Consider the following 22451-nt stretch of genomic DNA (forward strand, 5'->3'; position numbering starts at 1 on the left):
TTTAATATGATAGTTTTTGTTGTACATTACTAATTCTGTTTCTTAACTCTATACACAAATTAGAATTAACCTGATAACTAGAGTTACAGCTATTATTGTCGTATTTATTTTGCCAATACTTGATTTCCCTTGATATGTTAGTTTGTCCCTGCATTGCTCTTATCGACTGCTGATTTTCTTTAATTAAATTTTTGATATCTAATATATTTGTATCTAACTTTGATTGTAAATTATTAGTTACACTAGTGAGCTCTGATTTTAAAGCATATTTAGAAGTATTGTTTTGCAAATTTTCCAAGTCTTTTTTATATAACTCTAAAGTGTTTTTAACTTCTTGTATTGGCGTTATAACCTTTACTCCTGATGATTGTGAGAAATTATCTAGCCAATTTTTAGGTTCGATTAAACCAAAGTGAGAGCATAATAAAAAAATTAATGCTGCAGAATTAAAGTAAGATAAAAGAGATGGTTTATTCATATAATTCTCCGATAGTACTCATCAGGAGACGAGCGTTAGCATTTGGAATTGCAAATTTTTGCAGAAATCCAACCGCTCGTAATCCACGCACGGCAAGCCGTACGAGGTTACTATCAGCCTTCGGCTGAGTGAGCTACTCTGTAGCTCCTTATTTTTCTAATTTTCAGCCCCAGTGGGCAGAATTATGCATAACCTAGTACGGCTTTGCCGTGCTAGGGATTTCCTGGGCTATTTTGACTTCCTTATACCACTTCGGCACTTCATCAATAAACTGCGTTAATTCGTTTTCACTAATATGAAAAACTAAATTTGGTTGTTCGCCTGAATTATCGTAAATAAATACTTCATCGCAAAGCGGTAAGATTTTGGTTAAATTTTGCAAACTGATGTCGTAGCGGTTACGAATAGTTTGCTCATCAATAAAATGTCCACCCGCTTTTACTCTTGCTTGAACTCGCTTTACGTTAATATCAGGATCATTAACACCGATATAATTTAACCGAAGAAAAAAGCCGTTTTCTTTGGCTTTTTTTATCCGCTGTAAAATGGAATTGCCCGATAAGGTCGATTCCATTGAAAACGGAATTTGATGTTTAATCGCAAAATTAAATAATTCAATCGCCTTTCTGCCTGCGATACTATCTACCAAACGAGGATTTTCAGGGTTAATTTGCATTGCGATATGATCGGAATCGATCACAATTTGCACCGTATCTTTATTAAACCCTCGTAAAGTGGTTTTGCCCGCCCCGTTTGTACCGCAATAGAAAATCGCTAAATTATTTTGCATATTTAATTACTTTTTCCGTACCGTCTGGATAATGCTCAACGATATTCCCATTCGGTCGCATAAAGGTCAACACTTCACGCTTTTTCTTGTCGTCCATCCACGCTTTAAATAAAAGGTGTAGCTGGCGTTGCTGTTCTCTAATTTGTTCAATTTTGGTCATTTTCTTTCTCCAAAATTTGTAGATTTTTACGGAAATTTAACCGCTTGTATCCCACATACAGTAAGCCTTACGTGGCTAGGATCAGCCTTTGGCTGAGTGATCCACGCTGTTGCTCGGTATTTTTCTAACTTCCAGCCCTAGCTAGGCATCGGAATTACCTTAATTTTTAGCGTATTCTTAGTTTGCTGGTGTTTGATGGCATTTTTTTAATTTAAACACGTGTTGGAATTCCGGATCTTGAGCTTTCTCGTAGAATGCGTGGAATTTTCGGATTTCATCTTCTAAGTTAACCGTACGAATAATTTGTTCTTGGATATAATCGTGTTTGTTACGGTTTGCTTCTAAATAGCAGGTGATGGTTACTGTTTCGAATTCAACTTGTGCGGTGAGTTGTAAATCTTTATAAGGGATGCGTAGCGCATGGAAGTTGTCTTGTACATACAGTCTTAGATGTTTGCTAAGTTGTTCATTAAAAAAGTTGAAGAATTTATAGTTATTGACATATTCGTAATAATCTATGTCAAAGATATTTTCACAGCTAAAGCGAAAATACATCATTTCCCTATCAATTTGGCGATATACATAATATGCCGCACTCAATAATAAAATGATGAGAATAAGGTAATAAAGATTGTCCATCATCAATGTTTTCCATACATACAATTGTTAACGAGTTAACGCCATATCCAAATGCGGGATGTTATCTTCCAAATAAACATCGGAAATCGCACTAAAGCCAAGGGATTGATAAAACTGTGCTAAGTGAGATTGTGCTTGGATATATATAGTGTGCTGCGGCCAAGTTTGTGCAGCGTAAGCAATTGCCGTTTGCATTAATTCACGAGCTAAGCCTGAGCCTCGAGCCTCAATTGCAACCAGCACTCGACCGATATGTACGCCATCTTCTTGCAGGAAGATACGGCAATAAGCGGTCAAATTCTGTTGTTTTTTTGCGAAATGGTGATAAGCAATAAGATCTTTATCATCCACTTCTTGATAGGGGCAATCTTGTTCAACCACAAAAACGGCAGTGCGTAATTTGTAGATTTCAAATACTTCCGTGGTGGAAAGTTGTTCGAACGATTTGGTTTGCCACTTCATATTCGTCTATACCGTTCTATGCTTGTACCGTTTCAAGTTGCCAGCCAAGTTGGCGATATTGTTTATAACGTTCGCGCGCTTGCGCTTTTTCCGTTTCATCCGCCGGTACGAAATCAATAATTTGATTAAAGCTATTAATAAAGTCCGGTAGATTTTTTTGGAGCGAAATAAGCAAATCACGACGCTGTGCATTACGTTTGCCGAGCCATGATATTTCTATCGGTGTGGCATATTGGGTAACTTCGCCAGAAAGATTATGCGGTACAAAAGAATCAGGATCTCTCGCCCATAACGCTTCATCAATTTTTAGGGCTTGTTGTTCGGTTTCGCAGGCGATCAGAACTCGTTTGCCGAGTTTCCAAGCCTGAGCGCTTAATTCACAAGCCATTGCTTCGGCAGCGCTGAGATCTTCAGAAGACGCTTGGCTCAGTAAATAAAATTTAACTTGTTTCACCTAACTGCCCTAATAAAATAATCAAGAATATAAAGGGGATTAATTCTAGCCGAAAATGCGGAAAATTTGAAATGTAAGCGGTTAAATTTGCAATATTTTTTGCAAATTTAACCGCTTGTTGTTTGAATTTAGTGAAATCTATCTAAAATGAGGTTTGTGTTAAGCGCATATTTGTAATGCTTTGCCTATTGAACTAATCTTGCTCTTAAGGTTCTAATTCAGTGATCCGGCTATTTCAATCACCTTATAATGGTGTAAAATATAGTCTCCCTTAAACCTAACTTTAGAGGACTTTACCATGGGTTTATTTGATTTTGCAGCGAATATCGGCAAAAAACTTTTTAATAAAGAAGAAGAGGCGTCACAAGCCGTAACGGAACATTTGAACGAAGACAATCCGGGCGTTGAAAATGTACAAGTAACCGTTGAAAACGGTGTGGCAAATTTAAGCGGTGTGGCGGCAACAGCTGCTGCGGTAGAAAAAGCGGTATTAATGGCGGGTAACATTGAAGGTATTTCAGAAGTGAAAATCGACGGTGTTCAAATTGCTAACGGCGAAGCGCTTGCAGGTGATGACGAATTTTATGTGATTCAAAAAGGCGATACTTTATGGGAAATTGCAACCAAAGCTTACGGTAACGGTGCAAAATATAAAGCGATCGTTGAAGCGAATAAAGAAGTGATCAAAGACGAGAACAAAATCTTCCCAGGTCAAAAAATTCGTATTCCAAAAAGCTTATAATTTTTTAGGAAAGAAGGCGTAACCTAACGCTATTGCAAAAAATCAGTAAAATCACACCGCTTGTTCGGTAAATTTTGCTGATTTTTTTCATTTCTGCGCCATCATTTGGCGATGTTCTGCGCAATATTCCTCGACAGCCCATTGACATAACGTTACAATGAATGTCTATTTCTGTATCTTTTATATACCCACAACTTGAGGTTTAAGAATGTCAATTTCTATTGAAACTTTAGAAGGCTTACAACGCCGTGTAACTATTACTGTAGCTGCAGATAAAATTGAAGCGGCTTATAGAGAACAATTAAAAGGCTATGCGAAAAATGCTCGTGTAGATGGTTTCCGTAAAGGTAAAGTACCACACGCAATTATCGAACAACGTTTCGGTTTAGCGGCTCGCCAAGATGTATTGTCTGATGAAATGCAACGTGCTTTCTTTGATGCAGTAATCGCTGAGAAAATCAACCTTGCAGGTCGTCCTACATTTACTCCGAACAACTACCAACCGGGTCAAGAATTCAGCTTCACTGCAACTTTTGAAGTATTCCCAGAAGTTGAATTAAAAGGCTTAGAAAACATCGAAGTTGAAAAACCGGTTGTAGAAATCACAGAAGCTGATTTAGACAAAATGGTCGATGTGTTACGTAAACAACAAGCAACTTGGGCTGAATCACAAGAGGTTGCACAAGCAGAAGACCGTGTTGTGATCGATTTCGTAGGTTCTGTTGACGGTGAAGAATTCGAAGGCGGTAAAGCGACAGACTTTACTTTAGCAATGGGTCAAGGTCGTATGATCCCTGGTTTCGAAGAAGGTATCGTTGGTCACAAAGCTGGCGAACAATTTGATATCGATGTAACTTTCCCTGAAGAATACCATGCTGAAAACTTAAAAGGTAAAGCAGCGAAATTTGCAATCACCCTTAAGAAAGTAGAAAACATCGTATTACCTGAATTAACAGAAGAATTCGTGAAAAAATTTGGTTCAGCAAAAACTGTAGAAGATTTACGTGCAGAAATTAAGAAAAATATGCAACGTGAACTTAAAAATGCGGTAACTGCACGTGTTAAAAACCAAGTAATTAACGGTTTAATCGCACAAAACGAAATTGAAGTGCCAGCTGCAGCAGTAGCGGAAGAAGTTGATGTATTACGTCGTCAAGCGGTTCAACGTTTCGGTGGTAAATCGGAAATGGCTGCACAATTACCGGCAGAATTATTCGAAGCGGATGCAAAACGTCGTGTTCAAGTAGGTTTATTACTTTCAACTGTAATTGGTACTAATGAATTAAAAGTTGATGAAAAACGTGTTGAAGAAACGATCGCAGAAATCGCTTCAGCTTACGAACAACCGGCAGAAGTTGTTGCTCACTACGCGAAAAACCGTCAATTAACCGAAAATATCCGTAACGTGGTATTAGAAGAACAAGCGGTTGAAGCAGTACTTGCAAAAGCGAAAGTAACTGAAAAAGCAACCTCTTTTGATGAAGTAATGGCTCAACAAGCTCAGGGCTAATTCTCACATACAAAGCTCTCCATTCTGGAGGGCTTTTAATTAGCATTTTATAAGCGGTTGATTTTAGGAAAAAATTTGCAAAAATTTCTCTAAAAGTAACCGCTTTTATTTTAACCAAAAGAGAGTTTAGTCATGGATTTAACCTTTACTCAACAGCTTCAACAATTTGTTAGCGCCCATCCAATTCTTGTGTTTGCGTGGGTTGCGGTATTTGTTGCGGTGTTATTTAGCCTTTATAAAGGCGCTACCAGTAAATTTAAAACAATCGAAAATGCACAAGCGACACAACTTGTGAACAAAGAAGAGGGGGTATTCCTCGATTTACGTTCAGAAGATGAGTTCCGCTCAGGTCATATCGTAGATAGTCACCATATTCTGCCAAGCGAAATCAAGGCGAATAATGTTCATCCGATTGAAAAATATAAAGATCGTCCGGTCATTCTAGTGGATAGCAATGGTTTTTCGGCTGGATCAAGCGCAGATTTACTTGCAAAACAAGGTTTTAGCAAAGTATATGTGCTAAAAGAAGGTATTTTAGGCTGGCGTTCGGCAAACCTTCCAACTGTTAAAAAACATAAATAATTTAGTTAATTAAGGAAATATTATGGCTGAAGAAAATCAAGTTGCTGCTCAAGAAGAACAGCTTCCATTTGAACTCCAAATTCAACGTATTTATATCAAAGACGTTTCGTTTGAAGCACCAAATTTACCCACCATTTTTCATCAAGAGTGGAAACCGCAGTTAGGCTTCGAACTTGATACTGAAACTAAACAATTAGATGAAGATCTTTATGAAGTGGTATTACATATTAATGTTTCAACAACATTAGAAGATAGTGGTGATACTGCATTTATTTGTGAAGTAAAACAAGCGGGTGTCTTCACGATCAAAGGTTTAGAAGGTATTCAATTAGCACACTGTTTAGCGTCACAATGCCCAAATGTACTTTATCCTTATGCACGCGAGTTAATCGCTAGCTTAGTAAATCGTGGTACATTCCCAGCATTGAACTTATCTCCGGTAAACTTTGATGCACTATTTATGGACTACTTACAGCGTCAAGAAGCAGAACAAAATGCAGAAGCGCCGGCAGTAAACTAATCTTTTTTAAAGGTATGCACTTTGGCATACCTTTTTCTTTTTTCAGCCTTTAATTATCGTTCTAACAACGTAAAGCTTTGTATGGTCTAAATCGGCGGAATTGACGGATTTACATCAAATGATATATTGAGCTTTTCTATTTAATCAGCCTATGCTGATGCTAATCTTTAAATACTCCATCGCATAAGGATAATATTAATGAGTGAAATGTATTCCGCCCCCGTTACGGTTTTAGGTGCAGGTTCTTATGGTACGGCACTTGCTATTGCGCTTGCTCGTAATGGTCATAAAACCTATTTATGGGGACATCAACCGGACAAAATGGCAATTTTAGCCGCTGAACGAATGAATAATGCGTTTTTGCCAGATATCACCTTTCCTGATGCTTTGGAAATTGAAAGTGATTTGACGCAGGCACTAGCAAAAGCAAAGGATATCCTAATTGTTGTGCCAAGCCATGTGTTTGCCGATGTATTAAAGCAGATAAAACCATTATTAAATGCTCATCATCGTATTATGTGGGCAACAAAGGGGCTGGAACGTAATACCGGAAGATTATTACAAACGGTTGCCGAAGAAATTCTTGGTACTCAGTATCCGCTAGCGGTGCTTTCCGGTCCGACTTTTGCAAAAGAGTTAGCATTAGGTTTACCGACAGCTATCGCTTTAGCTTCAAACGATAAGCAATTTGCTGACGAAATGCAGCAGCGTATCCACTGTTCTAAGGCTTTCCGTGTTTATTTAAATAGCGATATGGTTGGCGTACAATTAGGCGGTGCGATTAAGAATGTAATTGCCATTGGAGCTGGTATTTCTGATGGAATGGGTTTCGGTGCAAATGCACGAACGGCACTTATCACCCGTGGTGTAGCTGAAATTAGCCGTTTAGGTGCATCATTGGGTGCAAATGCCAATACTTTTATGGGAATGGCTGGACTGGGCGATTTGGTTCTAACCTGTACCGACAATCAATCACGTAACCGCCGGTTCGGTTTAATGCTCGGGCAAGGAAAATCCACAGAGGAAGCCATGGCGGAAATCGGTCAAGTGGTAGAAGGCTTTTACAATACAAAAGAAGCGTATTTACTAGCTCAAACCCAAGGGGTTGAAATGCCGATTGTCGAACAGATCTACCAGATGTTATTCTGTGGTAAAAATGCACATGATGTTGTTGCAACCTTATTAGGGCGTGAACGCAAAGGCGAATAAAGAGGTTTTACATGAACGAAAGCGAACTTAATCAAATTTGGCAGAATATTCGAGAAGAAGCACAAGAATTGGTTGATAGTGAGCCGATGCTTGCCAGCTTTTTCCATGCAACCATTTTAAAGCATAGTAATTTAGGTGGTTCACTAAGTTATATCTTAGCCAATAAACTGGCTAACCCAATTATGCCGGCGATTGCTTTAAAAGATATTATTGAAGAAGCCTATCAAGCAAATCCTCAAATTATTGCCAGTGCTGCTTGCGATATTGATGCGGTTCGCACTCGAGACCCAGCGGTAGATAAATGGACAACACCATTGCTGTATTTAAAAGGTTACCATGCGATTCAAAGCTATCGTGTGACCCATTACCTTTGGCAACAAGGTCGTAAGGCATTGGCAATTTACCTACAAAATGAAATCTCTGTGGCATTTGATGTTGATATTCATCCGGCAGCGAGATTAGGTTGTGGCATCATGTTTGACCACGCAACGGGTATTGTCGTAGGTGAAACGGCGGTAATTGAAAATGATGTGTCGATTTTACAAGGCGTAACGCTTGGCGGTACGGGTAAAGAACACGGCGATCGTCATCCGAAAATTCGTGAAGGTGTGATGATAGGGGCTGGTGCAAAAATCCTAGGTAATATTGAGATTGGGCGCTATTCAAAAATTGGCGCAAATTCGGTGGTATTACAACCAGTGCCGGATCACGCAACCGCTGCAGGTGTGCCTGCTCGTATTATCGGACAATCTTCCGCACAGAAACCGGCTTTTGATATGAACCAATATTTTGAAGATATCGAAGGGACTTATGGTGACGGTATCTAATCTAAATAGCTGTTATATCTAGCTGCTATTTAAGTAAGCCATAAAAGGGCTGAATCCGGTAATATTCCGAATTCAGCCCTTAATATTAGTCTAATGCTATGGAAAGTGTAAGACAAGCGGTCAATTTTAAATGCTAAATGACGAACCACAGCCACAAGTTGAACTTGCATTCGGGTTTTGTACTACAAAGCGAGAACCATCTAAGCCTTCGGTGTAATCAACCGTGCCACCGATTAAATATTGCAGACTCATTGGATCAACTACCAAACCAACATTTTGGTTTTCGATAGTTAAATCACCCTCATTAATCTGGTCGTCAAAGGTAAAGCCATACTGGAACCCACTACAACCGCCCCCCGTAATATACACTCGTAAACGAAGATTCGGGTTATCCTCGCCCTCAATTAAACTCTTAACTTTCTTCGCCGCCGCATCAGTAAAGATAAGAGGAATTTGAATATCGTTCATTTTTTCTTCTCACACCAAATTCTAGGTAAGCCTTCATTATGTACTAAGATTGAACATTGGGCAATAGGCCAAATTAAAAGGAATAAATGTAATATCTTTTGTAAGGCTATTAAAATACTGGTATGATCCTTAAGATTTTTTTATATATTGTTGCATAATAACCAACTATATCCGTAGGTTATCTATATTGTTTAAGAGGGCTAAATGATTAAAGCTATTGTCGGAAAGTTTGAGCGTTTTTTAGCTTTTGATGAGTTGCTAAAACAGCTTATCGTGCGTGATGTAAAGTTAAAATATAGACGAAGTTATTTAGGATATTTATGGAGTATTTTAAATCCATTAATGTTAATGATGGTTTTAGTGGTTGTTTTTTCTAATTTATTTAGATTCGATATTCCTAACTTTCCCCTTTATATGATTGCAGGGCAAACCATTTTTAACTTTATGGCAGAAGCGACAAATATGTCGATTGGCTCTATTATGGGCAATGCGGCATTATTAAAGAAAACTTATGTGCCTAAATATATTTTCACTCTATCTAAAGTGGGGAGTGCACTCGTTAATTTATTATTTTCGCTTGGTGCTCTCTTACTTGTAATGATTGTAACAGGTGCAACATTCTCTTGGAATTTATTATTTTTCCCAGTCATTATTCTACAAGTTTTAATTTTTAGTTTAGGACTTGGATTATTCTTAGCGGCTGCAACTGTATTCTTCCGAGATATACAATATTTATGGGGTGTTTTTGTTTCAATGTGGTTATATCTCACGCCATTATTTTACCCTGTAACAATTATTCCAGAAGAATATCAAACGCTATATAAAACCGCTAATCCAATGTATTGGTATATTGAACAATTTAGAGATATTGTTTTATATGCAAGATTCCCTGATGTAAATTCTATCTATATGGGATTCGGTGTTGCAATCTTAGTGCTTATTTTAGGCGCGTGGTATTTCAATAAAAAACAAGACGAATTTATTTTATATATCTAATGAATACTGAAACTGTAATTAAAGTAACAAATGCTACTGTACGTTTTAATAAAGCTACAGAAAGTTATAACGGCTTAAAAGAATATGTCATTAAAATGCTAAAAGGTGAACTAATGTTCCAAGAGTTTTTAGCATTACAAGATGTAAATCTTGAAGTGAAACGTGGCGAATCTTGGGGACTGATTGGTACTAATGGTTCTGGTAAATCGACTTTACTTAAACTAATTTGTGGTATTTTGAAACCTTATAAAGGTTCTGTAGAAGTAAATGGTAATATTGCTCCATTGATTGAGCTTGGCGCTGGATTTGATGGCGAATTAACCGCAAGAGAAAATATTTACCTCAATGGTGCGTTGTTAGGGCATAAAAAAGCTTTTATGGAGCAACATTTTGATGAAATTATTGAATTTGCTGAATTACAAGACTTTGTTGATGTACCAATTAAAAATTTCTCATCAGGTATGGCAGCACGACTTGGTTTTGCTGTTGCAACCATTGTAAAACCGGAAATATTAATTGTAGATGAAGTTTTAGCAGTGGGTGATGCGGCATTTCAAGAAAAATGTAAACAGAGAATGGCTAAAATGTTAGAGGGAGGGACAACATTACTATTTGTTTCACATTCTATCGAACAGGTAAAAGAGCTTTGCCAGAATGTAATTTGGATTGATAAAGGCTTGGTAAGAGCTTGTGGAAAGGCAGAAGATGTTATTCCTTTGTATGAATAATCATTATTATATAGTTTTATAAATTTTAGAGAGGTTTTATGAAAAAGATACTTATCTTTTCATACCATTTGAATGGTACAGGTGGCACAGAATCAGTATTAAATGCATGGTTTAATAATTTAAATTTAGACTCTGGATATAAATTAGATTTACTTATTTATGGAGGTCAGCCAGATCTTAGCTTTTTGAAAGCTAAATCTGTATCAGTTATACATAAGGAAGATACTTTAAAAAGTAAAATAATCGCGTTATACAAATTAAGAAATCAGTTGGCTAAAAATAAGTATGATTATGTTATTTGCTTAGGGTTGAATACTCTTAAAGCAGTACAAATTGCATTAAAAACTTTACCTAAAGTTAATACCAAAGTATTTTATTGGACTCATTTCCGAGTGGAAAATAGCCAGTTTAATGAAAAAGTAGAAAAACAATTATCGGAAACAGATGGTATTATAACCTTATGTGAAGGAATGACAGAGCAATTTTATAGGTTTAATCTGGATAGAAATAAAATTCATACAATTTATAACCCTGTAACTCCAGTTGATTCAATAAACTTTAAACCTAGAAGTAAAGATAGTAATAATTTTTACTATATTGGTCGATTAGATGAAAACCAAAAAAGAGTATCTGATATTATTAAAGCATTTCATTTATTAATCAATAAAGAGAAGATCAAAGCAAGACTCACTATCATTGGCATTGGGGATAGTTATGACTTTTACGAATACTTAATTAAAAAATATAAATTAGAAGATAGTATAGAATTATGTGATTTGTGGTTTAAAGATCCATGGGATTATATCAAAGAGATTGATGCTTTAATTTTATCTTCAAATTTTGAAGGCTTTGGAATGGTTATTGCTGAAGCATTAACTAGAGGTGTACCAGTGATTTCATCTAATTGTAGTGTTGGCCCAGCAGATTTAATCCAAAATGGTCACACAGGATATTTATATGAAGTTGGTGACCTTTTAGCATTAAAAGAGTGTATTAAGAAAGTAATCAATAAAGAGATTTCTACATCTCAAGAAGAAATATCAAAGAGTTTAGAGAAAATGTATATTGAAAATTATTTTGCAAGGGTAAAAGAGATTTTCCAATAAATGAAAAAATTTCTCTTAGTCGGCGCAGGCTTTTCAAATACAGTTATTGCTCGTGAACTTGCAGAACAAGGTTATCAAGTAACCGTTATTGACCAGCGTAATCATGTGGCGGGAAACTGCTACTCTGAACGTGATGCTGAAACGAATGTGATGGTTCACGTTTATGGTCCGCATATTTTCCATACGGATAACGAACGAGTATGGAATTATGTGAATCAATTTGGCGAATGGATGCCGTTTGTTAATCGAGTGAAAACAATTAGCCAAGGTGCAGTGTACTCATTGCCAATTAACTTGCATACGATTAACCAATTTTTTGGTAAAACTTGCTCACCAAGTGAAGCGAAAGCGTTGATTGAGAGCCAAGCGGATATGTCGATTGCCGATCCGCAAACGTTTGAAGAACAAGCGATGCGTTTTGTAGGACGTGATTTATATAAAGCGTTTTTCTACGGTTATACCAAAAAGCAATGGGGTGTAGAGCCAAAAGAATTACCGGCAAGTATTTTAAAACGTTTGCCGGTGCGTTTTAATTATGACGATAACTACTTTGCGCATAAATTCCAAGGTATGCCGAAAGACGGCTATACTGTGATTGTGGAAAATATTTTAAAACACGAGAATATTGAAGTACGTTTAGCGACACCATTTACTGAAAGTATGAAAGCGGAATTCGATCATGTTTTCTGGTCTGGGCCTCTAGATGCGTATTTTGGCTTTGAGCTAGGCCGTTTAGGTTATCGTACGCTAGATTTTGAAGCATTCCGCACTGAAGGTGATTTCCAAGGTAATGCGGTAATTAACTATGGTGATGAAGAAGTTCCATATACACGTATCTCAGAACATAAGCATTTTGCTCCGTGGGAAAATCACGAAAAAACGATTTGTTATCGTGAATTTAGCCGCCTATGCGAAGAAAAAGATATTCCATACTATCCGATTCGCTTGGTAAAAGATAAAGCGTTATTGCAGCAATATGTTGAAAAAGCGAATAAAGAAACGCAAGTTACCTTTGTTGGACGTTTAGGCACCTATCGTTATTTAGATATGGACGTAACGATTAAGGAAGCGTTAGAAGCTGCTGATGAGATTAAACAATCCTTAGCGAGTAATAAGAATTTAAAACCATTCTACGTAAATATGGATGTGTAAAATTCTTTAGAAAATAGACCGCTTGTTTTTATAAAGCGGTCTTTTATTGATAGATTGTCTTATGCAAAATAAAGCTATTTGTGCCGTTGTAGTGACATACAACCGAAAAGAATTATTATTAAATTGCCTACGAGCTTTGCAAGTTCAAAGTTATCCACTAGCTCATATTGTAGTGGTCAATAATGCTAGTACGGATGGGACAGTGGATTTTTTACGTGCTGAAGGTTGGTTGGATAGCAATAAGTTTACACTTTTAACGCTTGATAGTAATCAAGGTGGAGCAGGTGGCTTCTATGCTGGCATTGAGTTTGCTTATCAGCGTCAGTTTGATTATATCTGGTTAATGGATGATGATGGTTTTCCTTCAGTAACTTGTCTAGAAAAATTAACAGGTTATAGTTCGGAGAAAAGTTATATTGGACCTATAGTACTAGATCCTAAGACCCAAGATAAATTAAGTTTTGCTTTGCGTATTCCGAGTACTATTAAGGTTATTGATTCTTATTCAGAAATTCCTCAAGAATTTAAGCAAAGTAATACTATCTTTAATATTATATTACCATTTAATGGAACATTAATTTCAACTAATTTGGTAAAGAAAATAGGTTTAATAGAGAAAGATTATTTTATTTGGGGAGATGAAAAAGAGTATACAGTTCGAGCAGGTAAATCAGGTGCTGAAGTTTTAACGGTTGTGGATGCAATTTTTTATCACCCTAAAGATAGTTCTTCATCTACGCCTATGTTTTTTGGAAAATTACGTTTTAATTATGCAAATTCAAAATTAAAGCTATATTGTTTTTGCCGCAATTCAATTGCGATTTTCAAAAAACATAATGGTCTAGCACATATATTAGCCTTTATGGTAAAAACAACTTGGTTCTTTGCTTTTACTAAGCCAAGTTTACGTAATTTAGTATTTAGTTGGAGAGCAATGTGGCATGGTCTTATTGGTGATTTCTCCCACCATAGAGAATACTTATAAATATTATGAGCAAAGTTAAGGTTCTAATTGCAACGCATAAACAATATGAATTTCCTTGTTCATCTACGTATGTTCCAATCTATGTCGGAAAAGCACTTCATCAACAGCAATTAGATATTCAAAGTGACGATACTGGCGATAATATTTCTTTGAAAAATGGCTCGTTCTGTGAGTTAACCGCTTTATATTGGGCGTGGAAAAATAATGCATTTTCAGAGAGTGATTATATTGGGTTAGTTCATTATCGCCGATATTTTAGGGGCAAAGAGTTAACTCTTAAGGGACACACAATTGCTTCGGAAAATGAATTATTATCCGATTTAGCTCAATATGATGTAATTGTTGCTAAGAAGCGTAATTATTATATTGAAACAATTTATGAGCATTATAAGAATGCGCATTATATTAAAGATCTAGATTTAGCTCTGAAAATTATTGAGCAAGATTTTCCTGAATATACTATTGCATTTAATAAAGTAATGTCAGGAAAAACACTGCATCTATTTAATATGTTTGTATTAAATAGAAAGCACTTCGCACAATATTGTGAATGGCTGTTTTCTATTTTGTTTAAATTAGAAAAACAGATTGATATTACCAGCTACGATAATTACCAGAAACGAGTGTTTGGATTTCTTGCGGAACGTTTATTTAATGTTTGGCTTGTACATCATTGTTTAAAAATAAAAGAAGTTAATGTGGTTTCACTAGAAGGTGAAAATTTATTTAAAAAAGCATTAGGCTTATTAAAAAGAAAATTTCTAAAAAATAAAAGGTAACTAAAATGAAAAAGCAGATGTTATGTAAATACATTCTTGCATTTACTGATTTTTTGCTCTTTTCGCTTTCTTTTTTACTTTCCTTAGAATTATTGCAGCTATGGACTGGAGATTTAGATAAATACTTTCCCTATGATCAAATTGAAGATCGAGTAATTATCCATCTTTTTCTTGCAGTAATTTGTGTTGCTTGGTTTGGTATTAGGCTAAGGCATTATACCTATCGTAAGCCCTTTTGGTTTGAGTTAAAAGAAGTTGTAAGAACATTGGCAATTTTAGCTGTTATTGAATTAGCGACAATTGCGTTTTCCAAACTATATTTTTCTCGTTATTTATGGGTGCTGACTTGGTCGCTTGCATTAGTGTTTGTTCCGTTGGGACGAATTTTAGTTAAGAACTATTTGATTAAAACCAAGCTATATCTGAAAGATACTATCATCATTGGTGGTGGAAAAAATGCGATAGATGCTTATTACGCTCTGATGAGTGAACCTTATTTAGGGTTTAAAGTAAAATATTTTATTGTATTGACGGAAGATCCCGAATTAAAGCAGTTAGGTGTGCCAGTTATTAATGAAACACGGCAAAGCTTATGGGAGCTGGTAACCAAGAAATCGGATCAATTTATTATTGCACTTGAAGATAATGAAAATGATCAGCGTGATAATTGGTTAAGGTACTTATCCAAACAATGTTATCGTTCGGTATCAGTAGTACCTACGTTAAGAGGATTGCCGTTATACAGCACGGATATGTCATTTTTATTTAGTTATGAAGTTATCCTATTACGAGTAAATAATAATTTAGCCAAGCTCTCTTCTCGAGTGTTAAAACGAGCAATGGATATTGTTGGTTCTATTTTGTTGATTATTTTTACCTCTCCTATTTTAATTTGGCTTTACTTTACGATTAAGAGAGACGGTGGCAATGCAATTTATGGCCATTTGCGAATCGGACAAAATGGAAAACCATTTAAGTGCTTAAAATTCCGTTCGATGGTGTTGAATTCAGAGCAAGTCCTGAATGAGCTGTTGGCTTGTGATGAAATAGTGAAGGCGGAGTGGGAAAAGGACTTTAAATTAAAGAATGATCCTCGAGTGACAAAGATCGGCGCTTTTATTCGGCAAACAAGCTTAGATGAGCTACCACAATTATTTAATGTCCTCGTTGGGCAAATGAGCTTAGTTGGCCCTCGTCCGGTTGTAACGGATGAACTTGTTTATTATAAAGAGAATTTGGATTACTATCTGATGACAAAACCAGGTATGACAGGTTTATGGCAAGTGAGTGGTCGTAATGATGTAGATTATGATACACGCGTCTATTTTGACTCTTGGTATGTAAAAAACTGGTCATTATGGAACGATATTGCGATTCTTTTTAAAACAATTACTGCTGTGCGTAAGCGAACGGGAGCATATTAAAAGTAAAAGCAGAAAGATTTTCTTTCTGCTTTTTTATTGCTCATATAAAATAGAATATATCTTTAATTTGCGATGTATTTATGAAAACGATCTTTATTACAGGTGGAGCGGGATTTATTGGATCTGCCGTGATTCGCCATATTATTAATTATACCCAAGATGTTGTCGTTAACATTGATAAACTAACCTATGCTGGAAATCTTGCTTCATTGGAAAGTGTGAGTAAAAGTTCACGTTACCATTTTGAGCAAGTTGATATTTGTGATAGCGGTCGAATTTCGCAACTTTTTTGCAAATATCAGCCGGATGCAGTTATGCACCTTGCAGCGGAAAGTCACGTTGATCGCTCAATTGACGGGCCATCGGCTTTTATACAAACTAACGTTATCGGTACTTACACCTTACTTGGGGCGGCTCGTAGTTATTGGAACGGTTTAAGTGCAGCTAAAAAAGCTGCTTTTCGTTTTCATCATATTTCAACAGATGAGGTTTATGGCGATTTACATGGTATGAAAGGGCTATTTACCGAGCAAACCTCTTATGCGCCAAGCAGCCCTTATTCAGCTTCGAAGGCAGCAAGTGATCACTTAGTTCGAGCTTGGTTTCGCACTTATGGTTTACCGATACTCGTGACGAATTGTTCGAATAATTACGGTCCTTATCATTTTCCGGAAAAGCTAATTCCATTGATGATTCTAAATGCGTTGGAAGGTAAACCTCTACCGGTTTATGGCGATGGTTTACAAATTCGAGATTGGTTATTTGTAGAAGATCATGCGCGTGCGCTTCATAAAGTACTATGCGAAGGTAAAGTGGGCGAAACTTATAATATTGGTGGTCATAATGAAAAGACCAATATTGAAGTTGTGCGTACGATTTGTCAGTTATTAGAAGAATTTGTCCCCAATAAACCAAATGCTATAGAAAGATATGAAGATTTGATCACTTATGTCGCCGATAGACCGGGGCATGATGTTCATTATGCGATTGATGCAACTAAGATAGCTAATGAATTAGGCTGGCAGCCGCAAGAAACGTTTGAATCGGGGTTACGTAAAACGGTGCAATGGTATTTAACGCATCGAGATTGGTGGCAAGCGATTTTAGATGGTACATATAACCGTGAGCGTTTAGGATTGCGGGAGGAATCATGAAAGGGATCATTTTAGCCGGCGGATCCGGCACGCGTTTGTATCCAATTACACGAGGTGTCTCTAAGCAATTACTGCCGGTATATAATAAGCCGATGATCTATTATCCGTTATCCGTGTTAATGTTAGCCGGGATCCAAGAAATTTTGGTGATTACCACACCGGAAGATAATGAGAGTTTTAAACGCTTATTAGGAGATGGATCTGATTTCGGTATTCAGCTTTCTTATGCTATTCAACCCAGTCCGGACGGTTTAGCACAGGCATTTTTAATCGGTGAAGACTTTATCGGTACGGATAATGTTTGTTTGATTTTGGGAGATAATATTTTCTACGGTCAGGGATTCACACCTACCTTACGTAAAATTGCCGAGCGAAAACATGGCGCAACGATTTTCGGTTATCAAGTGAAAGATCCCGAACGATTCGGAGTGGTGGAGTTTGATCAGTCTTACAGCGTAATTTCGATTGAGGAAAAACCGCTTTACCCAAAATCAGATTGGGCGGTCACCGGTTTGTATTTTTATGATAATCGAGTCATAGATTTCGCCAAAAAAGTCACGCTGTCAACGCGTGGGGAGTTAGAAATAACCTCAATTAATCAAATGTATTTACAGGACGGATCTTTAAATATCCAACTCCTTGGACGGGGCTTTGCTTGGTTAGATACCGGTACGCACGATAGTTTGCATGAAGCAGCTTCATTTGTGAAAACGATTGAGCATGTGCAAAACCTACAAGTTGCTTGTTTGGAAGAGATCGCTTGGCGTAATAATTGGTTGAGTTCCGAGCAGGTTGAGGCGTTAGCTAAACCTATGGCAAAAAATGCGTATGGGCAATATTTACTAAGATTGATTCAGACAAGCAGAGATATTTAGGATCATTTTGCGATTCTAAATGTCTGGTAATTGGGTTAATGAACAAAAATAGATGAAAAAATAGTAAGTTTTGAACCATTTTCTAGGTAAAATTACCCTTTACTTTAAAGGCTAGCTGCGGTAAAATGCGCTACCTTTTTTAGTTCTATGTCGCCAAAAATTGATGTGCGACTTTATTTAAACATATATTTCCTGAGGTGATGGCATATGCCAGTAATTAAAGTTCGTGAAAATGAATCATTTGACGTTGCATTACGTCGTTTCAAACGCTCTTGCGAAAAAGCAGGTTTATTAGCAGAAGTTCGCGCTCGTGAATTCTACGAAAAACCAACTACAATTCGTAAACGTGAAAAAGCGTCTTTAGCTAAACGTCACGCTAAACGTAATGCACGTGAAAATGCACGTAACACTCGTTTATACTAATTAGCAGTCTGCTGTTTAGCTTAAATTAACTAAAACCGTGAAACCTTTTGGAATCACGGTTTTAGTGTTTTTAGTGAACCCACCTATGTAACCTATTAGTAAATAAGCGGTCAAATTTTCATAATTTTTTGCAAAATTTAGCATAATTTTAACCGCTTGCCACTATGACAAGGAGAATCAATGAAAGGCACAATTCCTCGTTCGTTTATTGATGATCTTGTTGCGCGTACCGACATTGTTGAGCTGATCAATAGCCGAGTCAAGCTCAAGAAAGCAGGGCGAGATTATCAAGCCTGTTGTCCGTTTCATCACGAAAAAAGTCCCTCATTTACCGTAAGTCAATCTAAGCAGTTTTATCACTGTTTTGGTTGTGGAGCGCACGGTAATGCGATTAGCTTTTTGATGGATTACGACAAACTGGAATTTCCGGAGGCGGTTGAAGAACTTGCTGCGATGCAGGGCTTGGAAGTGCCACGTGAAAATGTGATCGCTCGTGATGGCAAGCCTCAGGCAAGTTATAAAACTAAGCGTAATTTATATGAGCTGTTAGAAGCGATTAGTCAGTTTTATCAACAAAACTTAACTCAAGATATTCCTAGCCAAAGCTACTTACAAAGCCGTGGGTTGTCACCGGAAATTATCGCGCGCTTTGAGATCGGCTTTGCACATAATTCAATGGATTCTGTGTTACGTAAATTCGGCACGAATCGCGATGAAGTACAGAAATTGTTCGATACGGGCATGATTACGCAAAATGATAGCGGTCGAATTTATGATAAATTTCGCAATCGAGTAATGTTCCCGATTCGTGATAAACGTGGACGTGTGATAGCTTTTGGTGGGCGAGTGATGGGAGATGAGCGTCCTAAATATCTAAACTCACCGGAATCGGCAACTTACCATAAAGGTAATGAACTATACGGCTTATTTCAAGCGCTGCAACAGAATGAAAACCCATCCTCATTAGTCGTGGTCGAAGGTTATATGGATGTGGTTGCATTGGCGCAATTTGGGGTAGATAACGTGGTGGCCTCACTTGGTACGGCAACTACCGGTGAGCAAATTCAGCAAATGTTCCGTGTCACTGAGCAAGTGATCTGTTGTTATGATGGTGATAGAGCCGGACGAGAGGCGGCATGGCGAGCGTTTGAAAATGCATTGCCGTATTTGCATGATGGGCGTCAGCTGAAATTTATTTTCTTGCCGGACGGTGAAGATCCGGACAGCTTTGTACGTGCGCAGGGCAAGCAGGGCTTTGAAGCATATTTGCAAAATGCGATGTCACTCAGTGATTTTTTGTTTGATTCGTTGATTGCGCAGGTCGATCTCTCTAACAAGGAAGGTAAATCGAAATTGGCAGCGCTGGCAGTGCCACTGATTAACCGTATTCCGGGGGGAATATTGCGTGTTTATTTACGCAACATTCTTGGACAAAAGCTTGGAATTTTAGATCCGGCGCAATTGGAAGCAATATTGCCAAGTCGAGTGCAATCCGTACAGAAACCAGCGGCACAACCATTGCAAATTAAGCGAACACCAATGCGCTTACTCGTTGCTTTATTATTGCAGAACCCTGAATTGGTTAAATTTGTGCCGGATATTTCTGCTCTCAAAACACTGGATGAGCCGGGATTTGAGTTATTACTGGAACTGGTTGATGTTTGCCGCCAGAAAGTCGGTGTCTCAATGGGCGCATTACTTGAACATTGGCGAGATAGAGCGAATTATCGCACTCTTGAGCTGTTAGCGAATTGGGATCATCTGGTAACACCGGAAAATATTGAAAGTACCTTTATTGAAACGCTTGATTTTCTTTATGCGAAATTAGTGGAAAAACGGATCGAAGTATTGATAGCCAAAGATCGTACAGTAGGTTTAAATGCAGAAGAAAAGCAAGAATTGGTGATGTTAATTGCACAGTAATTAAGCGGTCATTTTTAAGAAATTTTTTGCAAAACTATCAAGAAAATCGCAATTAATGGTATAATCCAACACTATTTTTGCTCGCACACAAAACGGATACAATTATGGAACAACAATTAGAACAGCAATCTCAATTAGAACTTCTGATTGCCCAAGGGCGTGAACAAGGTTATTTAACCATTTCAGAAGTGCACGACCACTTACCAGAAGAGTTGGTTGATGCGGAGCAGATCGAAGATATTATTCAAATGATCAACGATATGGGGATCAAGGTGTTAGAAACCGCCCCTGATACTGACGAGCTGATGCTTGCAGAAAATATCGCTGATGAAGATGTCGTGGAAGAAGCGACTAAGGTACTTTCAACTGTAGAATCGGAATTAGGTAGAACAACAGATCCGGTTCGTATGTATATGCGTGAAATGGGTACGGTTGAATTACTTACCCGTGAGGGCGAAATTGATATCGCAAAACGTATCGAGGAAGGTATCAATGAAGTGCAATGTGCGGTTGCAGAATATCCGGAAGCATTAACTGAATTAATCGGTTTTTATACACAAGTTGAAGAAGGCACAATGCGTTTGTCCGACTTAGTGACGGCGTTTGTTGATCCGAATGCGCAAGAAGAAGCAACGGTAGAAGAGCTAGAAGCTGTGCTTGATGATGAAGACACAGAAGCGGTTGCTGATGTTGATGATGAGAGCGAAGAGGAAGAAAGCGATAGCAATGCAGATACAGGAGATGATAACTCAATCGATCCTGAGCTTGCTCGTGAGAAATTCTATGCGTTACGTGAGCAACACGAGAAAGCATTGCAAGCGATTCAAAAACATGGCCGAGGTCATAAAAAATCAAGAGAGCAGATTCAAGCACTTTCAGATATTTTCCGTGAGTTCCGTTTAGTGCCGAAGCAATTTGATTTACTTGTCGAATCAATGCAAAAAATGATGAAGCAAGTACGTGCGGAAGAACGGCAGATTCAACGTTATGCGGTTGAATATGCGCAAATGAAAAAAGCGGATTTCTTAAAATTATTCCAGGGTAACGAAACTTCGGAAGAATGGATTGAAAAAGCAATCAATGCGAAAAAAGGTGCCGCACCGAAACTGGCTAACTACATTGATCAAATTCGTGTCAATATCGCCAACTTACAGCGTATGGAACAAAACACCGGTTTGACCGTGGCGCAAATTCGTGAAATCGGTGGTCGTATCGCAAATGGTGAGTTAAAAGCTCGCCGTGCGAAAAAAGAAATGGTAGAAGCTAACTTACGTTTAGTAATCTCGATTGCGAAGAAATATACCAACCGTGGTTTACAATTCTTAGATTTAATTCAGGAAGGTAACATCGGTTTGATGAAAGCGGTAGATAAGTTTGAATACCGTCGTGGTTACAAATTCTCGACTTATGCAACATGGTGGATTCGTCAGGCGATTACCCGTTCAATCGCAGACCAAGCTCGTACAATCCGTATTCCGGTGCATATGATTGAAACGATCAATAAACTTAACCGTATTTCTCGCCAATGTTTACAAGAAATGGGACGTGAGGCGACTCCGGAAGAGTTAGCAGAACGTATGGGAATGCCGGAAGATAAGATTCGCAAAGTGCTGAAGATTGCAAAAGAGCCTATCTCAATGGAAACACCGATTGGTGATGACGATGATTCACATTTAGGTGACTTTATTCAAGATGAAAGTCTTGAATTACCGTTAGATTCGGCAACATCAGAAAGCTTACGTATCGCAACTAATGAGGTGCTAGAAGGCTTAACACCACGTGAAGCGAAAGTATTACGTATGCGTTTTGGTATTGATATGAATACTGATCACACACTTGAGGAAGTTGGTAAACAATTTGACGTAACTCGTGAACGTATTCGTCAGATTGAAGCGAAAGCATTACGTAAACTTCGTCATCCAAGCCGTTCAGAAACGTTACGTAGTTTCTTAGATGACTAATAGAGTAAATGAGAGAATGCCCAACCCTAAGAGTTTGGGCATTTTTATTTATATCCGCTAATTGGAACACAATCTAAATAAGCTAAGATACCTAGGCTTACTTT

General features: G+C 37.6%; 25 protein-coding genes. 18 read left to right on the forward strand and 7 right to left on the reverse strand.

Features of this window, described 5'->3' with window-relative positions:
- Position 1 precedes the first annotated feature (1 nt).
- The 6 genes from C228_RS0109195 to C228_RS0109220 all read right to left on the reverse strand — a co-directional run bounded on the left by C228_RS0109195 (position 2) and on the right by C228_RS0109220 (position 2983).
- A complete protein-coding gene (locus C228_RS0109195) occupies positions 2-478 on the reverse strand; it encodes a hypothetical protein (protein WP_018652336.1) in 477 nt (158 codons plus the stop codon).
- A gap of 193 nt (positions 479-671) precedes the next feature.
- On the reverse strand, positions 672-1268 hold the full coding sequence (locus C228_RS0109200; RefSeq protein WP_018652337.1) for an ATPase: 597 nt from the start codon (positions 1266-1268) through the stop codon (positions 672-674).
- Positions 1258-1428 (reverse strand): hypothetical protein, encoded by a 171-nt coding sequence (locus C228_RS14485; RefSeq protein WP_018652338.1) that lies wholly within the window; start codon positions 1426-1428, stop codon positions 1258-1260. The genes C228_RS0109200 and C228_RS14485 overlap by 11 nt, the downstream gene beginning before the upstream one ends.
- Before the next feature lie 177 nt (positions 1429-1605).
- Positions 1606-2070, reverse strand: coding sequence for a hypothetical protein (locus tag C228_RS0109210; RefSeq protein WP_018652339.1), 465 nt, complete (start codon positions 2068-2070; stop codon positions 1606-1608).
- A 24-nt stretch (positions 2071-2094) separates the two neighbouring features.
- Positions 2095-2529: a GNAT family N-acetyltransferase gene (locus C228_RS0109215; protein ID WP_018652340.1), complete on the reverse strand. Its 435-nt coding sequence runs from the start codon at positions 2527-2529 to the stop codon at positions 2095-2097.
- Positions 2530-2545: 16 nt separating this feature from the next.
- Positions 2546-2983 carry a DNA polymerase III subunit chi gene (locus tag C228_RS0109220; RefSeq protein ID WP_018652341.1) on the reverse strand — a complete coding sequence of 146 codons (438 nt, stop codon included), beginning with the start codon at positions 2981-2983 and terminating at the stop codon, positions 2546-2548.
- Positions 2984-3281: 298 nt separating this feature from the next.
- Here C228_RS0109220 and lysM point away from each other — a divergent pair, with 298 nt between their 5' ends.
- From lysM to cysE, 6 genes are all read left to right on the forward strand, one after another.
- Entirely contained in the window at positions 3282-3725 is a 444-nt protein-coding gene (lysM, locus tag C228_RS0109225; protein WP_005621301.1) for a peptidoglycan-binding protein LysM, read from the forward strand.
- Positions 3726-3933: 208 nt separating this feature from the next.
- Positions 3934-5235, forward strand: a complete 1302-nt coding sequence (gene tig / locus C228_RS0109230) for a trigger factor (protein ID WP_018652342.1) — start codon at positions 3934-3936, stop codon at positions 5233-5235.
- Positions 5236-5367: 132 nt separating this feature from the next.
- Positions 5368-5817 carry a rhodanese-like domain-containing protein gene (locus tag C228_RS0109235; protein WP_018652343.1) on the forward strand — a complete coding sequence of 150 codons (450 nt, stop codon included), beginning with the start codon at positions 5368-5370 and terminating at the stop codon, positions 5815-5817.
- Positions 5818-5839: 22 nt separating this feature from the next.
- Positions 5840-6337: a protein-export chaperone SecB gene (gene secB, locus C228_RS0109240; RefSeq protein WP_018652344.1), complete on the forward strand. Its 498-nt coding sequence runs from the start codon at positions 5840-5842 to the stop codon at positions 6335-6337.
- 198 nt (positions 6338-6535) lie between these two features.
- Positions 6536-7546: an NAD(P)H-dependent glycerol-3-phosphate dehydrogenase gene (gene gpsA / locus C228_RS0109245; protein WP_018652345.1), complete on the forward strand. Its 1011-nt coding sequence runs from the start codon at positions 6536-6538 to the stop codon at positions 7544-7546.
- Positions 7547-7557: 11 nt separating this feature from the next.
- Positions 7558-8373 (forward strand): serine O-acetyltransferase, encoded by an 816-nt coding sequence (gene cysE, locus C228_RS0109250; protein ID WP_018652346.1) that lies wholly within the window; start codon positions 7558-7560, stop codon positions 8371-8373.
- Positions 8374-8499: 126 nt separating this feature from the next.
- On the opposite strand, the gene erpA is transcribed toward cysE, so the two are convergent.
- Positions 8500-8841 (reverse strand): iron-sulfur cluster insertion protein ErpA, encoded by a 342-nt coding sequence (erpA, locus tag C228_RS0109255; RefSeq protein WP_005621291.1) that lies wholly within the window; start codon positions 8839-8841, stop codon positions 8500-8502.
- Between the two features lie 204 nt (positions 8842-9045).
- Between erpA and C228_RS0109260 the strand changes: the two genes are divergently transcribed.
- From C228_RS0109260 to rpoD, 12 genes are all read left to right on the forward strand, one after another.
- Entirely contained in the window at positions 9046-9837 is a 792-nt protein-coding gene (locus tag C228_RS0109260) for an ABC transporter permease (protein ID WP_018652347.1), read from the forward strand.
- Entirely contained in the window at positions 9837-10565 is a 729-nt protein-coding gene (locus C228_RS0109265) for an ABC transporter ATP-binding protein (protein WP_018652348.1), read from the forward strand. Before C228_RS0109260 ends, C228_RS0109265 begins: the two co-directional genes overlap by 1 nt.
- A gap of 38 nt (positions 10566-10603) precedes the next feature.
- Positions 10604-11671 carry a glycosyltransferase gene (locus C228_RS0109270; protein ID WP_018652349.1) on the forward strand — a complete coding sequence of 356 codons (1068 nt, stop codon included), beginning with the start codon at positions 10604-10606 and terminating at the stop codon, positions 11669-11671.
- Positions 11672-12823: a UDP-galactopyranose mutase gene (gene glf, locus C228_RS0109275; protein ID WP_018652350.1), complete on the forward strand. Its 1152-nt coding sequence runs from the start codon at positions 11672-11674 to the stop codon at positions 12821-12823. It abuts the gene before it with no gap.
- Between the two features lie 61 nt (positions 12824-12884).
- Positions 12885-13808, forward strand: coding sequence for a glycosyltransferase family 2 protein (locus C228_RS0109280; RefSeq protein WP_018652351.1), 924 nt, complete (start codon positions 12885-12887; stop codon positions 13806-13808).
- A gap of 5 nt (positions 13809-13813) precedes the next feature.
- Entirely contained in the window at positions 13814-14587 is a 774-nt protein-coding gene (locus C228_RS0109285; protein WP_018652352.1) for a DUF4422 domain-containing protein, read from the forward strand.
- A 5-nt stretch (positions 14588-14592) separates the two neighbouring features.
- Positions 14593-16011, forward strand: a complete 1419-nt coding sequence (gene wbaP, locus C228_RS0109290; protein ID WP_018652353.1) for an undecaprenyl-phosphate galactose phosphotransferase WbaP — start codon at positions 14593-14595, stop codon at positions 16009-16011.
- 80 nt (positions 16012-16091) lie between these two features.
- Positions 16092-17165 (forward strand): dTDP-glucose 4,6-dehydratase, encoded by a 1074-nt coding sequence (gene rfbB, locus C228_RS0109295; protein WP_018652354.1) that lies wholly within the window; start codon positions 16092-16094, stop codon positions 17163-17165.
- Positions 17162-18040 (forward strand): glucose-1-phosphate thymidylyltransferase RfbA, encoded by an 879-nt coding sequence (gene rfbA, locus C228_RS0109300; RefSeq protein ID WP_018652355.1) that lies wholly within the window; start codon positions 17162-17164, stop codon positions 18038-18040. The genes rfbB and rfbA overlap by 4 nt, the downstream gene beginning before the upstream one ends.
- 207 nt (positions 18041-18247) lie before the next feature.
- On the forward strand, positions 18248-18463 hold the full coding sequence (gene rpsU / locus C228_RS0109305; RefSeq protein ID WP_005598703.1) for a 30S ribosomal protein S21: 216 nt from the start codon (positions 18248-18250) through the stop codon (positions 18461-18463).
- A gap of 180 nt (positions 18464-18643) precedes the next feature.
- Positions 18644-20386, forward strand: coding sequence for a DNA primase (gene dnaG / locus C228_RS0109310; protein WP_018652356.1), 1743 nt, complete (start codon positions 18644-18646; stop codon positions 20384-20386).
- A 104-nt stretch (positions 20387-20490) separates the two neighbouring features.
- Positions 20491-22347 (forward strand): RNA polymerase sigma factor RpoD, encoded by a 1857-nt coding sequence (gene rpoD / locus C228_RS0109315; protein ID WP_018652357.1) that lies wholly within the window; start codon positions 20491-20493, stop codon positions 22345-22347.
- The last annotated feature ends 104 nt before the right edge of the window (positions 22348-22451 follow it).

It is taken from the genome of Actinobacillus capsulatus DSM 19761 (genome assembly GCF_000374285.1).
Lineage (GTDB): Bacteria > Pseudomonadota > Gammaproteobacteria > Enterobacterales > Pasteurellaceae > Actinobacillus > Actinobacillus capsulatus.

Bases quoted from the DNA above. Each gene is read 5' to 3' on its own strand.
- cysE (WP_018652346.1), top strand. From the start codon at position 7,558: ATGAACGAAAGCGAACTTAATCAAATTTGGCAGAATATTCGAGAAGAA.
- secB (WP_018652344.1), top strand. From the start codon at position 5,840: ATGGCTGAAGAAAATCAAGTTGCTGCTCAAGAAGAACAGCTTCCATTT.
- C228_RS0109280 (WP_018652351.1), top strand. From the start codon at position 12,885: ATGCAAAATAAAGCTATTTGTGCCGTTGTAGTGACATACAACCGAAAA.
- C228_RS0109270 (WP_018652349.1), top strand. From the start codon at position 10,604: ATGAAAAAGATACTTATCTTTTCATACCATTTGAATGGTACAGGTGGC.
- C228_RS0109235 (WP_018652343.1), top strand. From the start codon at position 5,368: ATGGATTTAACCTTTACTCAACAGCTTCAACAATTTGTTAGCGCCCAT.
- tig (WP_018652342.1), top strand. From the start codon at position 3,934: ATGTCAATTTCTATTGAAACTTTAGAAGGCTTACAACGCCGTGTAACT.
- C228_RS0109285 (WP_018652352.1), top strand. From the start codon at position 13,814: ATGAGCAAAGTTAAGGTTCTAATTGCAACGCATAAACAATATGAATTT.
- rpsU (WP_005598703.1), top strand. From the start codon at position 18,248: ATGCCAGTAATTAAAGTTCGTGAAAATGAATCATTTGACGTTGCATTA.
- rpoD (WP_018652357.1), top strand. From the start codon at position 20,491: ATGGAACAACAATTAGAACAGCAATCTCAATTAGAACTTCTGATTGCC.
- dnaG (WP_018652356.1), top strand. From the start codon at position 18,644: ATGAAAGGCACAATTCCTCGTTCGTTTATTGATGATCTTGTTGCGCGT.
- rfbB (WP_018652354.1), top strand. From the start codon at position 16,092: ATGAAAACGATCTTTATTACAGGTGGAGCGGGATTTATTGGATCTGCC.
- C228_RS0109215 (WP_018652340.1), bottom strand. From the start codon at position 2,529: ATGAAGTGGCAAACCAAATCGTTCGAACAACTTTCCACCACGGAAGTA.
- C228_RS0109200 (WP_018652337.1), bottom strand. From the start codon at position 1,268: ATGCAAAATAATTTAGCGATTTTCTATTGCGGTACAAACGGGGCGGGC.
- C228_RS0109210 (WP_018652339.1), bottom strand. From the start codon at position 2,070: ATGATGGACAATCTTTATTACCTTATTCTCATCATTTTATTATTGAGT.
- erpA (WP_005621291.1), bottom strand. From the start codon at position 8,841: ATGAACGATATTCAAATTCCTCTTATCTTTACTGATGCGGCGGCGAAG.
- C228_RS14485 (WP_018652338.1), bottom strand. From the start codon at position 1,428: ATGACCAAAATTGAACAAATTAGAGAACAGCAACGCCAGCTACACCTT.
- glf (WP_018652350.1), top strand. From the start codon at position 11,672: ATGAAAAAATTTCTCTTAGTCGGCGCAGGCTTTTCAAATACAGTTATT.
- gpsA (WP_018652345.1), top strand. From the start codon at position 6,536: ATGAGTGAAATGTATTCCGCCCCCGTTACGGTTTTAGGTGCAGGTTCT.
- rfbA (WP_018652355.1), top strand. From the start codon at position 17,162: ATGAAAGGGATCATTTTAGCCGGCGGATCCGGCACGCGTTTGTATCCA.
- lysM (WP_005621301.1), top strand. From the start codon at position 3,282: ATGGGTTTATTTGATTTTGCAGCGAATATCGGCAAAAAACTTTTTAAT.
- C228_RS0109195 (WP_018652336.1), bottom strand. From the start codon at position 478: ATGAATAAACCATCTCTTTTATCTTACTTTAATTCTGCAGCATTAATT.
- wbaP (WP_018652353.1), top strand. From the start codon at position 14,593: ATGAAAAAGCAGATGTTATGTAAATACATTCTTGCATTTACTGATTTT.
- C228_RS0109265 (WP_018652348.1), top strand. From the start codon at position 9,837: ATGAATACTGAAACTGTAATTAAAGTAACAAATGCTACTGTACGTTTT.
- C228_RS0109260 (WP_018652347.1), top strand. From the start codon at position 9,046: ATGATTAAAGCTATTGTCGGAAAGTTTGAGCGTTTTTTAGCTTTTGAT.